Source organism: Psychrobacter sp. SHUES1, assembly GCF_001652315.1.
GTDB lineage: Bacteria > Pseudomonadota > Gammaproteobacteria > Pseudomonadales > Moraxellaceae > Psychrobacter > Psychrobacter faecalis.
The window spans coordinates 1-16287 of sequence record NZ_LXWA01000078.1 but is presented as its reverse complement, the minus strand read 5'-3'; the positions used below and the strand labels follow the sequence as shown (position 1 = coordinate 16287).

Genomic DNA, 16287 nt, shown 5'->3' with positions numbered 1-16287 from the left:
ACCAAGCCGAGCTCCACTTGCATGCTGGTGACAGCGAACATAGCTTCCGTCGATGAATACCCATTCCGTATCAACTTCTTTTCGTAGGCTAAAAAAAATTTCTCCCACAAACCCGTTTTTGACCATCGATTGAAACGGTTGTAAGCGGTTTTCCATGGGCATAATTCTTCAGGTATATCACGCCAAGGGGCGCCTGTACGTAGTTTCCACAGTATGGCTTCCATAACCTCTCGACTGTTTTGAGTTTGATAGCAGCCATGCTGTGTCATCGTTGATTGCAATTGATCCCAAAGCGTATCTGTTAGTACTGTTCTTGCCATAACTTGTATTTCTCGCATCGACTCAGTAGATGCGGTATTGTAACTATTATTTATGCCTTATCCAATTGAAGACACGCCCTAATTCTATTCCTACTTTCATTTCACCACGAGATGAGACAAAAAATGAAAGGCAAAATGGTGATGAGCAAATCAATAATATGAAGGCTATAAAAGTTAAAACAGCACTTAGTGAGCATGATTTTAGATAAGAGGCGCAGAATACCTTATTCCGTGACTCAGAGAAACAGGCCAGCCAGAAACCTGACATTACCACTCAGACAGAAATGAATCCACAGGATTTTAAAGCAGAAGCTAAGAGTATCTTGTATCGGTATGAGACTAAAGCAGGTAATAATCTGAGAAGGTTTTAATTTCAAAGCCTATCTCAGATTATTATGCAATCTTGAATATTATATCAACCACTGTCTATCAACTATTGAGTATTGACTAAAACAGATGTAAATGTAAACCAACAGCTTAGACAGCCTCTATTTCGAGTAGTGTCGTAGATGACGTTTCTAACTGCTCATATTTTATAATCACATCATTACCTTCAAAACTAATATCAAGCTCAACATCATAAGTAGCAAGCATTACACTGTTATCATCCAAGCACTGACCGGTAGCAATGTTAAAGCGCTGCTTATAAATAGGTGAAGCCACATACAACACCGCTTCATCAATGCCACCATCGTTGGTAACAGTAGTACCACCCACTAACCCTCTAGATAATACATTGGCCTGACTAAAGGGATCATAGTTATCAAGCGCGAATAGTTTATTGTCTTTAGTACGAAAAATTGCTACTTGTTTGCCCTCTATTAGTGCGCAAACACCAGTTTCAGGGAGAATGTCTTCTAATCTACAAACTACATACTGGTTCATTGGATTATCCTTATTGGTGTATGATCGAAAGTTATTAAGCGGTGATTAAGACAGCTCAGTCGCTAGGATTTTAGCTTTTTCAATATCGGTCGCAGGGCGGATCTGCTCGCGCTCGGTGACAAAGACCACATTGTCATCTCCTTGTTCACTATTGACGAAGTGACGGAAGCGTTTGAGCTTTTCGCTATCGGTGATGGTGGCTTTCCACTCACACACATAGTTGTCGATCAGCAGTTGCATCTGCGCCTCTAGCTCATCAGCGATGCCTAAACTGTCTTCAACAATGACGGCTTGTAAATACGCCAATCCGCCATCTAAGCTCTCGCGCCATTTTGAGGTACGCTGGAGCTTATCTGCTGTTTTGATATAAAACATGATAATACGGTCGATGTATTTGATGACCGTATCGCTATCAAGATCAGTGGCAAACAATTCGCCATGACGCGGGGTCATACCGCCATTACCACAGACAAATAAATTCCAACCATTTTCGGTGGCGATAATACCAAAGTCCTTGCTTTGTGCCTCTGCACACTCGCGTGTACATCCAGACACGCCCATTTTTATCTTGTGCGGTGAACGCACGCCTTTATAGCGGTCTTCTAATCTTAGTGCTAAGCCGACACTGTCATCGACACCGTAGCGACACCAGTTATTACCCACGCAGGATTTAACCGTCCTTAACGACTTACCATAAGCGTGACCAGTCTCAAAACCGGCTTGCACCAACTGTGTCCAGATATCAGGTAGTTGGTCTAGACGTGCACCAAATAAATCCACGCGCTGACCACCCGTAATTTTGGTATATAGATTAAATTCTTTGGCGACTTGTCCAAGGATGATCAGCTTATCAGCAGTGATTTCACCACCCGGCACACGAGGTACGACCGAATAGGTGCCATCTTTTTGTATATTTCCCAGATAGTAGTCATTGCTGTCTTGCAACGGTGTCAGTTCAGGCTTGAGCACATAATCATTCCAGCATGAGGCCAAGATGGAGGCGACCGTAGGTTTGCAAATCTCGCAGCCATGACCTTTACCATGCTCCTCCAGTAGCGCATCAAAAGTTCTAATACCATGAACACGAATCAAGCTATAGATCTCTTGACGGGTATAAGCAAAGTGCTCACATAAGTCGTTATTGACCTCAAAACCAAGGGTCGTTAACTGGTAGCTTAAAGTGTCTTTCACCATAGGAGCACAGCCACCACAGCCTGTACCTGCACTGGTACAAGACTTTACTTCGGCAATGGAGTACGCACCGTTCTCAACCGCCGTGCAAATATCGCCTTTGGTGACGTTGTAGCATGAGCAAATCGTAGCGCTATCCGGTAAGTTCTCTATACCCATTGCTGGTTTTTCAACGTTCGGTAAAATCAAGCTCTCAGGATGGGCAGGCAAGTCGACATCATTGAGGTATAGCTGTAATAGATTGTTATAGTCTTCGGTATCACCGACCAATACCGCGCCAAGCAAGCGCTTGTTATCAGGCGTTGTGACCAGTTTTTTATAGATACCTGTCGCAGGGTTTTGGTATAAATAGCTCAAACTGTTTTCTGTTGCACCGTGCGCATCGCCGATACTGCCCACATCTACACCCATCAATTTGAGCTTGGTGCTCATGTCAGCGCCTGTAAAGGTCTGAGCGTGATCGCCTGCAATTTGAGCGGCGCAAATACTGGCCATGCTATAACCTGGCGCGACCAAGCCAAAAACGGTGTTGTCCCATACGGCGCACTCTCCAATGGCATATACATTCGGGGCATTGGTACGGCAAGCTTCATCAATCAGAATACCGCCACGGGTGCCGATTTCAATACCGCATTCAGGGTTGCTTTTGATAATGCTATCTTGCGGACGAATACCCGCACTAAAGACGATCATGTCGGTATCTAATGAGGTATCATCAGCGAACTGCATGGTTAAATGACACGATGCTTCATCCGATAGGGTGTTGTCGATAATGGCCTTAGTATTTTTACCTGTTAATACCTTGACCCCAAGGGCTTCAATTTTACGCTTTAAAATATCACCGCCAGCAGCATCGAGCTGTACGCCCATCAGCTGAGGCGCAAACTCGACTACGTAAGTCTCTAATCCTAGTGTGACTAGGGCTTTGGCTGCCTCAAGGCCAAGCAGGCCACCCCCGACCACGACACCTTTTTTGACTTTTGGCTTCTCAGCAGTACTGAGAATATCATCCAAATCTTTAATCGTACGATAGACATGACAGTGCGGATGCTCGCGCCCTGGAATTGGCGGCACAAACGGATAGGAGCCTGTTGCTAATACCAATTCAGCATAGTCTATCTGGGTACCTTCTTCCGTGCTGATACATTGATTGGCGGCATCGATGTTTGTGATTCGCTGATTGAGATGCAACTGAATCTGCGCATCCTCATACCTGCTCAAGTCCACTAAGTTTAGTTTACTCACATCTTTATGTTCAAAATAGCTCGATAGATACACCCGGTCATAAGCTGGGCGATCCTCTTCAGCAAATACGTGAATCTCAAACTGATCGTGTAAGCCTTTTTCTATGGCGCGCTCAATAAAATGATGCCCAACCATACCGTTGCCAATCACTACCAACTTAGTTTTACCTGCCTTACTCACTATAGTGCTACTCATGTGATTATCCTTAGTCATGCGTTTATCTAAATAGTGCTTACAGCAATTACACCTTCAATAACTGTGCCAAGCACCGTTATATAGCACCATATTTCTAAGCGAAAGGCTGATTACTACAGAAGAAAGCCTGTGTCAATGACAGTGTCTTTCTAAGGCAGCGTGGTATTTTCGAGTATATGAATAGGCATGATAAATAAGACAGTCTTCGCTCATTGAATGTGAGGATATAAAAAATAGATGCACCAAAATAGATAAAACTATGCACCAATTTGTTTGTTTTTATAGCAGTGAGGATTTTAAATTTATCTCGATAAAGTTAGTATTTTCATATAGCTATTAGAGTATGAGTAATTTATCCAAGCTACTTGGATGTCATCTATAGCAACGTATAGACGCTTTTATCAAAGGTAAATTTTATCTTCACAACACGGCTCATAGCGGCAGCTGGCACAGCCATTGCACCCCCTTAAATGCTCTAACAGGTTAGCTCGTTCAATACAATATGTTCTTCGACTTTCCCTGTTGGCCCTAAATTTCACTATTTAAGGAAACCGCTTATGTCGTCATCGCCATCACCGAGCCCTACTGCACCAAATAAAAACAAGCTGAATATCTTTTCTTTTAGCGGTAAAAACAAAATTCTCCATCTTGGGTGGATGGCGTTTTTTTTCACCTTTTTCGTGTGGTTTAACCATGCGCCATTCTTATCTGCGATTGGGGAGAGTTTGAACCTCACCAAAGACCAGGTAAAAACTTTATTGATATTAAATGTTGCCTTGACTATCCCAGCTCGGGTCATCATTGGCATGTTGACCGATCGCTTTGGTCCGCGGCTTGTTTACACTGCAATTTTAGCCATTGGCGCTATTCCTTGTCTCACCTTCGCTTTTGCGCAAGATTACAACACGTTAGCGCTATCACGCTTTTTATTGGGTTTCGTTGGTGCAGGGTTTGTGGTTGGTATTCGTCTCATGAGTGACTGGTTCCCTGCTAATGAGCTGGGTACAGCTGAAGGTATCTATGGGGGCTGGGGAAATTTCGGCTCTGCCGCCGCGGCACTGCTACTACCGACAGTCTCTATTGCGGCCGCTGCCATCTTTGGCGGTGAGGAAGGTTGGCGTTATGCAACGGCTACCTCAGGGGTGGTTATGATGCTCTATAGTGTGATTTTTTACAAGATGGTACGTGATACCCCTAAGGGTGCTACGTATTTCAAACCTAAAAAATCGGGTGCCATGATGGTAACTTCATCAGGTGACTTCTGGCTCATGATGGTATTTAAACTGCCAATGTATTTGGCATTGGCCTTATTGGCGTGGAAATTATCACCAGCTGGTGTGAGTTTGCTGAGTCAGGCAAGTGTCAACATCGTCTATATTGCGTTGGTGGTGTTATACGTTTATGAATTTATCAGTAGTTATCGTTTTAATAAGGAAGTATTTACCACGCCTGTGCCAAAAGCTCACCGATATGACTTTAAGCAAGTAGGTATTTTGAATATTTTATACTTTGCGACTTTTGGCTCAGAGTTGGCTGTGGTCTCTATGCTGCCACTCTTCTATCAAGAAACCTTTAACTTATCGATTGTCATGGCAGGTGTCTTGGCATCAAGCTACGCCTTTATGAATCTGATGTCACGTCCAGGCGGCGGCTGGTTGAGTGATAAATTCGGTCGCAAAATCACGCTGTTGATTCTTACCGCAGGTTTGGCTATTGGTTATCTGTTGATGGGTGTCGTTGACTCTTCATGGCCGATCGCACTTGCGCTGTTGATTACCATGTTCTGCTCTTTCTTTGTACAGGCGGGTGAGGGAGCAGTGTTTGCTGTGATTCCTTTGATTAAACGTAGTATGACAGGTCAGTTTGCAGGAATGACGGGTGCTTACGGTAACGTCGGGTCAGTGGTCTATCTAACTGTACTGAGTCTGGTATCGTATCAGGTGTTTTTCTTTGTGATTGCCGCAACAGCAGTGATTGGCTTCTTGGCGCTGTTTTTATTAAAAGAGCCTGAAGGCGTTATTATTGAAGAGATGCCAGATGGCAGCTTTGCTCAAATACAAGTGAGCTAAATTATGCATGAGAGCGTCAAACAAGCGCCTAAACAAACAAATCAAGTAAGCAGCCATGATGCGGACGTTGCATTGTGGCTGCCTGATTTTTTTACGATGGCAGGACGCAAAGCTGAGAACCAAGATAGCCTACTCATAACGACCTGCCTACCTTATGGGTTTCCATCGTTATCATCGTCAGCGTTTCATGGGGCTCATCCCTCTTTTACAGCGCCTTTATTGGTGCTGATGGCTGATGGGGTCAGTGCTTGCCAGTTTCCCAAACAAGCCAGTCAGTCAGTGATAAACACGGTGGCACACCATATCACCTCACAACTTGCAGAGATGGTACAGACAGATAGGGTGCAAGCAAATGAGATATCAAGCGAATCTCAAGAGCAATCGCCAAATCCACTACACCGCTTTGATGACGATCAAGTTGCCATCGTGATTAAGGAGGCGGTGCACCAAGCCAATGATGCGCTTTATTTCCCGCAAGCCTATGAGCGCCTGCCCGCCTTATTATCCACGCTATCAGGGCTGCTGTGCATAGGCGACCGTATTCATCTGTTTCATACGGGCGATTCTCGTATCTATCGTATCGGTATCGACAGTATGGTGCTATTGACCAAAGACCATCATATCCACCATGGACGGGATAAAGGAGCCCTGTCTGCTGCTATCGGTGCTGACACACGAGTGGAGCTGCAACAATCTGTGTTCACTTTGCACCAAAACGAGTGTTTGGCGCTCATGACCGATGGGGTTTATGAGTCTATTACGCCAGCAGAGTTACAGTTTGAGCTGTGTGCTGCGGTACAGGCCATGCACCAATCAGTAGCATGTCCCAATCAAATCATCGACCATCTTCAGATGAGCCAGCGTTTATGTGAGCACGCCTTTAGCGAGGGTAGCCATGATAATCTCAGTGTAATCATGCTGGGTATGAACGATGAAATCACAAAAACCAAAACGCACAGAGAAACAGACAACGCCATTGCGCTTGATCAAGGTTTGGATAGCGACCGTAGTCATGCTCAGGATATCAATCACTATCGCTTACCAACGGGCTTGGCAGTAGGGGCACAGATTGATAATTTTGTGGTCAAAAAAATCATCGCGCGTACGGCTCGCAGTGAGGTGTATTTAGTAGAGGATAACGACCAGCATGCATTTGTTTTGAAGTCGCCAAGTCTCAATGTCATTGCTGATGGGTATTATCTACGTGAGTTTTTAAAGGAACGTAAAATCGGTTTGAGCCTGTCCAAGCACAAACGTATTGGTGAGCCCGCTTACAATCAAGTGAACCCCAATAGCGTATCCTCCCATGATCCGCTTTTAACCAGTGATGTCTCTAAAAAACTGAATGCTACTTTCAATGCGTCTAATGCATCGGGGCTTTTGCGCTACTACCCAGTGCCTGCCAGTAGCACTTATTTATATCATTTAACGGAATATATCGAAGGGGAGAGCCTACGAGTTTTTATGGATCGTCAAGCCCCTTGTGATATTTGGCAAACTTACGATTTACTCACTAAGATCGGCATGGCGGTCCGTGTGATGCATCGAAACTACCTACTGCATCAAGATATCAAGCCTGAAAATATATTATTAACTCAATCAGGTGCGGTCAAGTTAATCGACTTTGGCTCTGCTAGCTCCTCCATACTAAAAGATAGTACGCGTCCTCCTAATGGCGATTTGCACTACGCTGCACCAGAATATTACACCGATGCCCCAAAAGGCGTGCATTCTGATTTGTTTTCCATTGCCGTGATTGGTTATGAGTTACTCACAGGTGAGCTACCATTTAGCTCGCAAGAGTTGATGAACCCATCTGTCTCACTAGTTGTACCTGCCGCGCGCCTGCGTCAAAACCGAGTGCCCGCTACCAGCCAGCAAGCGTTGATGCGTGCACTACACTCTAGTACGCAGGCAAGGTATCAAGCGATTGGCGAGTTCTTACAAGACTTTAATCCCGATAATAGTAACAATACCAGAGACCCTGAACCGCTGATCATACGTCATCCCTTATTGGTTTGGCACAGCATTTGCTTTATTCAATTTGTCATTATCATATCGTTGCTGATTTATTTTTCATAAAACCTTGTTAAACGTAAATAGTACGACAAGCCATTTTACTCAACGCTGCGTGTTGCGGCTAAGGAATGATTTTCCTATGTCACTTGATTCACCAGAACCAACCCATACTGCTTTCTCTACCAATGCTTCTTCTAGACGTCAGACTACTGCGGGCATCGTTATTATAGGCGCTGGGATGGCAGGCAGTCGTTTTGCCATTGAGCTGGCACGTGCTCAGCAGCAAAGCAGCCAAGAAAAAGGCGCAGCTCATTTACCCATCACGCTGATTAGCAAAGAACCGCAAGTGGGCTACAACCGTATCATGCTGTCACCCGTACTCTCAGGAGAGTCGGTTTTTGAAGAGACATATTTATACGAGCTAGCAGAATATGAGCAATTGGGTATCACGGTATTGGCTGGCACGTCGGTAGATGCAGTCGAAACCAATCAGCAGTGTGTCAAATTGAGTGATGGACAAACCCTGGATTATACCGAGCTGGTGCTTGCTACTGGCTCACAAGCTCGCGTCATCCCTTTTGCCAATCATGATGCTAAGGGGGTTCATGTATTTCGAGAGATTGCTGATGTGCAGGTATTGACGGAGTACGCGCGCCAAGCAAAAAAGGGTCTTGTCATTGGTGGCGGGGTGCTGGGTCTGGAAGCCGCTTGTGCTTTGGCATCTCAAGGGGCAGATATGACAGTGGTTCATGTCGATAGTCATGTTCTCAACCGACAGCTTGATATGCCCGCCGCTCATCTGCTACAAGCAGAGCTCTTCAGTCGAAGTGTCAAGCTGGAGGTGTTAGCCAACACAGAATGTATTACGGTCAATGATCAACACGAGGTTAATGGTCTGTTGTTAAAGGATGGCCGCACACTGCCAGCAGACTTTATTGTCATGGCCGTTGGCGTCATCCCCAATACGACACTGGCCCAGCAAAGTGGTCTTGAGGTTAACCGAGGTATCCTCGTAGATAACTTTATGCATACAAGCTGTCCTCATGTCTATGCGATTGGTGAGTGTATAGAACTAGATGGTGAGCTGTTCGGTATGGTAGCCCCTGTCAACCAACAGGTGGATACTTTGGTTTCTGTCCTAAAAGAGTCGAGCGTCTCAAGTAGTAGGAGACTTAGTAGTGACTCACGAATAACCGAATACAAAAACCACTGGCGTCCCTTTATCAGCAAGCCTTTATCTTTAAAATTAAAAGTATCTGGCATCGCCGCTTTTTCAGCAGGTCAGATTGCTTTTGATGATATTGAAATGGCACAGATAGAGCGCGTGGTTTATCAGCAAACGAGCCTCGATCATTATCTTTGTCTCTATATTAAAGCAAGCAAACTTATTGGCACGGTACTATACGGTGATGTGAGTGAAAGCGGGTTTTATAGTCAGCTGATCACTGATGGCAGTGACATATCCTCGATAAAAGAAGACCTTATCTTTGGCGAAGCCTATTGCGATGTAGAGAAAATAGAAGCAGCTGAGCCCGAATCTGCCGTGCCAAGTGACGCACACCTAATAGGAGAGGCCTCATGAGCAGCACCATCTTAAATGACGATCAAGCCTTCAGTGTCGTACCGTCCTCTCGCATTACAACTTACACTGAGGATTTGATCAGTCCTATTCGTACCACTTGTCCTTACTGCGGCGTAGGCTGCGGCGTACTAGCAAACATCGATGAGGCAGGTGTAGTCAGCGTGACAGGCGATCCTGAGCATCCAGCAAACTTCGGCAAACTCTGCTCAAAAGGCAGTGCATTGGCACAAACATTGGGCACTGAACGCAGGTTGACTCAGCCTTATTATCAAAACAAACAGCGAACAATAGCAAAAGGACAACCGACAGATACGCAGCCTGTCGAGTGGGAGGCAGTATTGGATGATATTGCCAGTCGTTTGAATAACACTATCGTGACACACGGGCGTGACAGCGTAATGTTTTATGTGTCAGGGCAGCTGCTTACTGAGGATTACTACGTTGCCAATAAGTTCATTAAAGGCTTTATTGGTAATAATAATATCGATTCCAATTCGCGTCTTTGTATGTCCTCAGCGGTTGCAGGGCATAAGCGTGCTTTTGGTGCAGACTTAGTGCCTAGTAATTATGAAGATTTAGAGTCTTGTGATTTATTGGTGCTGGTGGGCTCCAATATGGCGTGGTGTCATCCTATCTTATTCGGACGGTTTTTAGCCGCCAAAAAGCGTGATCCTAATAAAAAACTAATCGTGATTGATCCGCGTCGTACTGATTCTTGTGAATTTGCCGATTTGCACGTGCCCATTGCTGTTGGCACGGATACGCACTTATATAACGGACTGCTGCATTATCTTGAGCAAGAAGGCTGTGGTGATAAAGACTATCTTAAGCAGTGTCATGATGTTAAGCCCGCCTTAGAGGCCGCAAAAACATGGACGATTGATAAAGTGGCGACGGCATGTGGTATCAGTGCGGATCTGGTACAGGAGTTTTATGCGCTGGTTGCTGCAAATGATAAAACCGTCACGGCATTTAGCATGGGTGTCAACCAATCTGCAAGTGGTACCGACAAGGTCAATGCCATTATCAATACTCACTTGTATACTGGGCGAGTGGGCCGAGTAGGTGCAAGTCCGTTTTCACTCACCGGTCAGCCAAATGCGATGGGCGGGCGCGAAGTCGGTGCATTAGCTAACCTGCTTGCCGCGCATCTAGACCTAGACAACGAGCAGCATCGTCAACTGGTGGCTGACTTTTGGCAGGCACCTCAGCCTATTACTGCAGAAGTAGGTGTCAAAGCGTGCGATGCTGCCGATGCTATCTTAGATGGGCGGATTAAAGCCATTTGGGTTATGGCAACCAATCCGGTCGTGAGCTTACCTGACGCGGATAAATTTCGCCATGCATTAGCGGCTTGTGACTTGGTCATTGTCTCTGACTGCTCGGTAGACAGTGATACGGTTAAGTGCGCAGATATTGTATTACCTGCCCAAGGTTGGGGTGAAAAGTCAGGCACAGTCACCAATTCTGAGCGACGAATATCAAGACAACGCGCTGTAAAGCCTGCACTCGGTCTTGCCAAACCTGATTGGTGGATACTCTCGCAAGTGGCGAGGCGTATGGGGCTATCAGGGTTTGATTATGATCATCCTAGTGAGATATTTAATGAGTACGTGGCGCTCACTGCTTTTAAGAACAACCCTAGTCAATCAGCATCAAAAAACAATCAACCGCGCTATCTCAATTTGGCTAAAGACTTACCAATGCCAGTTCTAAGTCGCGCTGACTATGAGGTAATACCCCCCTTTCAGTGGGGTGGCGCGCGTATTACACCCACTCAAGTAAACCTCATTGCTATTACGCCTTCAGATAGTGCTAGCCTGCCTAATTTTCATCACTTCGACTTCGACCCCTCAACCGTGAATCTACGCCTGATTACGGGCAGACTACGAGATCAGTGGCATACCATGACACGCACAGGGCTGTCGCCACAGCTCAATCAACATGAATCTGTGCCGACGCTGACTGTCCATCCTAATGAAGCCAAACAACTCGGTGTTGAAAAGGGCGACTATGTGCAGCTACATTCTCGCTATGAGCAGATCCTGCCGAATAGTGAGGCAACAACTATTGATACGAATAATGTTAGTAAAAATGCCGATACAGATAATGAGAATATCGAGCAAACGGTTTTAGCGCAAATCGCCATCAGTGATAGTATGCGTGTTGGTGATGCCTTTATGCCCATACACTGGAGTAATGCCTTTGCTAGCTTTGCACGGGTAGGGACGCTCATCCCGACATTTGTAGATCAATATTCAGGACAGCCTGAGCTAAAAAACTCAGCGATTCGCATGAGCGCCGTGCCTATGCAGACACTTGGCAAGATTATGGTGCATCCTGATTTGCAGGACACCATATTAGTGCACTTGCGTGCGATGACTGCTCATTTTAAGAAGAAAGCAATAGCGGGTGAGTCGCAAACAGCGTCTACAAATTTTGAGTTAAATGGTGCATGTTCGTCTCTCTCACTACCAGCGCTGACATGGAGTATCAGCAGGCAAGCCAATAGTGTGCTCATTACTCTTGCCAGCCCAGCCGAGCGCACAGCTAGGCAGTTGCTTGACCCTAAATTTTGGCAGCAGTTTATCGATGACTATCAAAAGTCTGTATCAGAAAGATTGTTGATTGACAATGCTGACGATACTCTGACGGTTAATAGCGCTTTCACCTTGAGTAAACCAGAGAAGCAACTACGCTTTATCTCGACTCAGTCGGAGGTGAGGAGTGAGGCGTTAGACCATATACCAAGTCCTTTAGACTCTGCTATGCCGAGTGATCAGCTGCTATTAGCCATTTATTTTGCACCAAAAGTGATGTATTTGCCTAGTACACATTGGCTTGACATCTGCTTTGCCAGTACCGATGCCATACCAGTACAGCAGCGTTATAAATGGTTGCTGGCAGGCCGTCCAGCTACCGGCTATATCGATCCAGGTCCGTTGGTGTGCTCTTGCATGGCAGTCGGAGAAAACATTATTGTCAATGCAATCGCCAAGCAGCAGTGTCATAGCGCACAAGCAGTGGGCGAAGCGTGCCGTGCTGGTACCAATTGCGGCTCGTGTGTGGGTCAAATCAATGCGCTTATTGAGGAGTATGCGTCATAGCTGTCTTATAACTTCCTTATAGCCGCCTTATGAAATACAACCAATTGATCAATATGGCATGGGGCTTGCACCGTATATTGCACTAACAGCATCATTAGGAGTCACCGTCATGACGGATTCATCTGCCTTTATCGCAACACTACCTCCAAACGATTTATCTAATAAAAAGTGTGTCGTCAATACACTAAACGCGCCATTAAATATAGCAGCTACAAAAGTAGGTACTGTGCATTTAGTCGGTGCAGGCTCTGGTGATCCTGAGCTGCTCACACTAAAAGCTTTGCGAATCATGCAGAGCGCTGATGTGGTGCTTTATGATAGTTTGGTCTCAGAGGATATCTTGGATATGTGCGAACCAACAGCAGAGAAGATATTCGTCGGTAAACGCCGAGCCAATCATGCGCTGCCGCAAGAAGGCATCAATGAGCTGCTGGTCAAGCACGCGCTGGCAGGTAAAACAGTTGTAAGACTTAAAGGCGGCGACCCTTTTATCTTTGCGCGCGGCGGAGAGGAGCTTCAAGAAGTGGTACGCCATGGTATCTTTTTTGAATCTATTCCCGGTATTACTGCCGCCAGTGCCGCTGCTAGTAGTACAGGTATTCCATTGACGCATCGAGACCATGCGCAGACAGTGAAGTTTGTAACGGCATATAAGAAATCAGGAGCGCCCAACAATAACTATGACGAGCATTTAGATAGCACCCAAACCGTCGTTTTTTATATGGGATTGCATCAGCTAGATGAATTGACCGAAGGGTTAATAGCAGCGGGACGAGATAGCGAAACGCCTTTTGCGGTGATTAGCCATGCCAGCTTGCCCACGCAGCAACTGCTCATCGGTACGCTTGATAGTATCGCTAAGCAGCAAGCCGAAGCGAAATTGCCAACCCCAGCATTACTGATTATGGGCGATGTGGTGACGCTATATCATGAATTTGCAGACTACAACCTTGGTGCATTTGGTAAGCGTGCAGTCTGCAATATTAAGCAATCCATCACCGATAAACATCTTATACCTACTTTTGAGAGTGTTGCATAAAATATAGGGTTAGCCTAAATGCTCAATAAGATGACTTTAAGACAGGCTAATCTTTTAACTATAAATTTCGTAATTGCTCAATTAACCAGCGATGTATACCACTGTCACTGGTACGTGGATGCCATGCTGCGATTACCTTAAAGGTGGGCGGTAATGCTTCGATTTCAATCTCTTTGACTTTATTATTTGGTAATAGTCGCGCAGGGTAAAAGGCAATCATGTCGGTGGTGTGCAGGATATCTGGCACGGCTGAAAAGCTAGGAACTGACATCACAATATGGCGTTTAAGCCCTTTTTCTGCAAACCATTGATCATGCGATCCGCGCAAATTGGCACGCGAAGGCGATACCACCAGCTGTGGGTGTGCGGCAACTTGCGCCAGTGTGAATATCTCTGTTGCAAAGGTGTTTTTATAACCCGTCACACATAAATGCTGTTCTTCAAATAGCGTCACATACGATAAATTGTCAGGGATAAACTCTGGAAAAGTAATCAGTAAATCAAGTTCGCCTGCCGCAATCAGCTGATTGATATTGTCTGATGCAAAATCTCTCACTATCAGCTTTAAATGAGGCGCTTCACAGCGTGTGATACTAAATAACTGCGGCAATAATGCCTGCGTCGCATAGTCGGTTGCACTAATCGTAAAGACGCCTTTGTAGGTTTGCGGCGTAAACACTTCTGGCTCTAACAATACTTCCAACTGTTTTAATATCTCGTCAATCGGCTGCCGCATTGCTAGTGCTTTTGGTGTTGCCACCATGCTATTGCCTTGACGAATAAACAAACGATCATCAAACAAATCCCGTAGCTTACGCAACTGCTCACTAATCGCTTGTTGCGTCAGTCCCATTTTGCGCGCAACTTGCGAGAGATTTTTTAGATCAAGTAGTGCCTGCAATACTCTAAGCTGCTTGATATCTAGCCGATTCATACCATTCATAACACTTACCATTAATAGTTGTACCCTAGACAAGAAAGGCTTGTTTCTAATTGTACCTACAAAACTCTATGCTAACCAACATTACTTAAGCAGCCCATTAAACCTAAAAATAGATTCAGTGGCTCAAAAAATACGCCTATCCGTTTGCTTTAAAAGAGAGTGTTATGAAACAAGCTATGCTAAATGTGCCAAAAATGAAAAATACCAGTGCGTTATTTTCATCTGTACAACTTGGACCTTATACCCTTAAAAACCGTATCGTGATGCCGCCTTTGACGCGCTCTCGTAGCACGCAACCTGACAATATCCCTAATGATTTAATGGCAAGCTATTATGCACAGCGTGCCTCAGCAGGTTTTATGGTGACTGAAGGTACACAGATTGAGCCGCGTGGCCAAGGCTACGCGTGGACGCCCGGGATTCATTCACCAGCGCAAATTGAAGGCTGGAAAAAAGTCACGCAAGCAGTACATGCTAAAGGCAGTATTATTTTTGCGCAGCTGTGGCACGTTGGCCGCGTGTCTCATACTAGCTTACAACCCAATCAAGCGCAGCCTATCGCTCCATCTGCCATTACTGCCACTAACGTCAAAGTGTTTATTGAGACAGGTCCAGGCGAGGGCGCTTTAGCCGACCCAAGTGAGCCACGGGCACTGAGCACAGAAGAAGTGGGTGAATTGGTCGCTATGTATGCACAAGCCGCGCGCAACGCACTAGAAGCAGGTTTTGATGGGGTAGAGCTACACTGTGCCAATGGGTATTTGGTCAATCAATTTATCTCTAAGCATAGCAATACACGTGATGATCAATATGGTGGTTCGTTGACCAATCGTCTGCGTTTTTTAAAAGAAGTGGTTGCCGCCGTCAGTGAAGTGGTTGGCGCTGATCGTTTAGGCGTACGTTTTGCGCCTTTATTTGCCAGCACGGATGAGACTCGTGTGTATCTAGGCTTAGTAGAAGCAGACCCTCATCATACCTATATTGAAGCGATTAAAGTACTTGAACAGGCGGGCATTGCTTACTTATCCATTGCAGAGGCTGATTGGGATAATGCGCCTGATTTGCCAGAGCCTTTTTATCAAGCGGTCAGAGCTGAGTTTTCAGGACGTATTATTTATGCCGGTAAGTACACTGTGCAGAAGTCGGTCGATATATTATCTAAAGGTTATGGGGATTTATTTGCTTTTGGTCGTCCTTTTATTGCTAATCCCGATTTACCTGAACGCATAGCCAATCATTGGCCACTCAATGAGGCAGATCCTGCCACGATGTATGGTGGCACTGCCATTGGCTATAGTGATTATCCTCGCTATCAAGAATAGTCAAAAAAGTAGTGCATAAAACAAGGTCGATCACGGCCTTGTTTTCACCGCAGTAAGCGATGGGTATAAGCGGTACGATGACACTGTAAAAATGCACATAATTCTAAAGATATTTTATTTGTCAGTATTTATCAGTTGGTAGACGCAATGAATAAAAGTTTGAAAGACAGGCTGATACGCATATTAGTAGGATATGTCGGACTTTATCCGACGCTCAAAACCCATGCTATCAGTGACTCTAAAACAGTCTATTTAACTTATGGCTACCTAAATTTAGGTTCACGATTTAAAAGAGTTAATTTTCTATTAAAAACAATGACCTATAGTTAATATAAAAATAAGTGGTTCATGAACCTTGGTATGTGACATA

General features: G+C 45.2%; 9 protein-coding genes and 1 pseudogene. 6 read left to right on the top strand and 4 right to left on the bottom strand.

Translation table 11 applies throughout. The features are described from left to right. The 3 genes and pseudogenes from A7325_RS10680 to nirB all read right to left on the bottom strand — a co-directional run. A pseudogene (locus A7325_RS10680) lies at positions 1-320 on the bottom strand (transposase); the annotation flags it as partial. A 477-nt stretch (positions 321-797) separates the two neighbouring features. Then, positions 798-1205 carry a nitrite reductase small subunit NirD gene (gene nirD, locus A7325_RS10675; protein ID WP_068408020.1) on the bottom strand — a complete coding sequence of 136 codons (408 nt, stop codon included), beginning with the start codon at positions 1203-1205 and terminating at the stop codon, positions 798-800. A gap of 45 nt (positions 1206-1250) precedes the next feature. Further along, positions 1251-3836: a nitrite reductase large subunit NirB gene (gene nirB, locus A7325_RS10670; RefSeq protein WP_068408019.1), complete on the bottom strand. Its 2586-nt coding sequence runs from the start codon at positions 3834-3836 to the stop codon at positions 1251-1253. Positions 3837-4393: 557 nt separating this feature from the next. Here nirB and A7325_RS10665 point away from each other — a divergent pair. The 5 genes from A7325_RS10665 to cobA all read left to right on the top strand — a co-directional run bounded on the left by A7325_RS10665 (position 4394) and on the right by cobA (position 13652). Beyond that, positions 4394-5905, top strand: coding sequence for a NarK family nitrate/nitrite MFS transporter (locus A7325_RS10665; RefSeq protein WP_068408017.1), 1512 nt, complete (start codon positions 4394-4396; stop codon positions 5903-5905). Between the two features lie 3 nt (positions 5906-5908). After that, positions 5909-7987, top strand: coding sequence for a bifunctional protein-serine/threonine kinase/phosphatase (locus A7325_RS10660; protein ID WP_068408015.1), 2079 nt, complete (start codon positions 5909-5911; stop codon positions 7985-7987). Positions 7988-8063: 76 nt separating this feature from the next. Continuing rightward, complete coding sequence (locus tag A7325_RS10655) at positions 8064-9506, top strand: NAD(P)/FAD-dependent oxidoreductase (RefSeq protein WP_082894383.1); 1443 nt, start codon at positions 8064-8066, stop codon at positions 9504-9506. Next, complete coding sequence (locus A7325_RS10650) at positions 9503-12613, top strand: nitrate reductase (RefSeq protein WP_068408013.1); 3111 nt, start codon at positions 9503-9505, stop codon at positions 12611-12613. Before A7325_RS10655 ends, A7325_RS10650 begins: the two co-directional genes overlap by 4 nt. Before the next feature lie 109 nt (positions 12614-12722). After that, positions 12723-13652, top strand: coding sequence for a uroporphyrinogen-III C-methyltransferase (gene cobA / locus A7325_RS10645; protein ID WP_068408011.1), 930 nt, complete (start codon positions 12723-12725; stop codon positions 13650-13652). A gap of 58 nt (positions 13653-13710) precedes the next feature. Here the strand turns inward: cobA and A7325_RS10640 are convergent, their stop codons facing one another. Further along, the gene (locus A7325_RS10640) at positions 13711-14595 is read right to left on the bottom strand and encodes a LysR family transcriptional regulator (RefSeq protein WP_068408009.1); all 885 of its coding nucleotides are present in this window, start codon (positions 14593-14595) and stop codon (positions 13711-13713) included. Between the two features lie 194 nt (positions 14596-14789). Between A7325_RS10640 and A7325_RS10635 the strand changes: the two genes are divergently transcribed. Next, positions 14790-15917: an alkene reductase gene (locus A7325_RS10635; protein WP_156508538.1), complete on the top strand. Its 1128-nt coding sequence runs from the start codon at positions 14790-14792 to the stop codon at positions 15915-15917. Positions 15918-16287: the final 370 nt, after the last annotated feature.

Excerpts from the sequence above, each read along its gene's own strand:
- A7325_RS10660 (WP_068408015.1), top strand. The coding sequence starts at position 5,909 with ATGCATGAGAGCGTCAAACAAGCGCCTAAACAAACAAATCAAGTAAGC.
- A7325_RS10650 (WP_068408013.1), top strand. The coding sequence starts at position 9,503 with ATGAGCAGCACCATCTTAAATGACGATCAAGCCTTCAGTGTCGTACCG.
- A7325_RS10640 (WP_068408009.1), bottom strand. The coding sequence starts at position 14,595 with ATGAATGGTATGAATCGGCTAGATATCAAGCAGCTTAGAGTATTGCAG.
- cobA (WP_068408011.1), top strand. The coding sequence starts at position 12,723 with ATGACGGATTCATCTGCCTTTATCGCAACACTACCTCCAAACGATTTA.
- A7325_RS10655 (WP_082894383.1), top strand. The coding sequence starts at position 8,064 with ATGTCACTTGATTCACCAGAACCAACCCATACTGCTTTCTCTACCAAT.
- nirD (WP_068408020.1), bottom strand. The coding sequence starts at position 1,205 with ATGAACCAGTATGTAGTTTGTAGATTAGAAGACATTCTCCCTGAAACT.
- A7325_RS10665 (WP_068408017.1), top strand. The coding sequence starts at position 4,394 with ATGTCGTCATCGCCATCACCGAGCCCTACTGCACCAAATAAAAACAAG.
- A7325_RS10635 (WP_156508538.1), top strand. The coding sequence starts at position 14,790 with ATGAAAAATACCAGTGCGTTATTTTCATCTGTACAACTTGGACCTTAT.
- nirB (WP_068408019.1), bottom strand. The coding sequence starts at position 3,836 with ATGAGTAGCACTATAGTGAGTAAGGCAGGTAAAACTAAGTTGGTAGTG.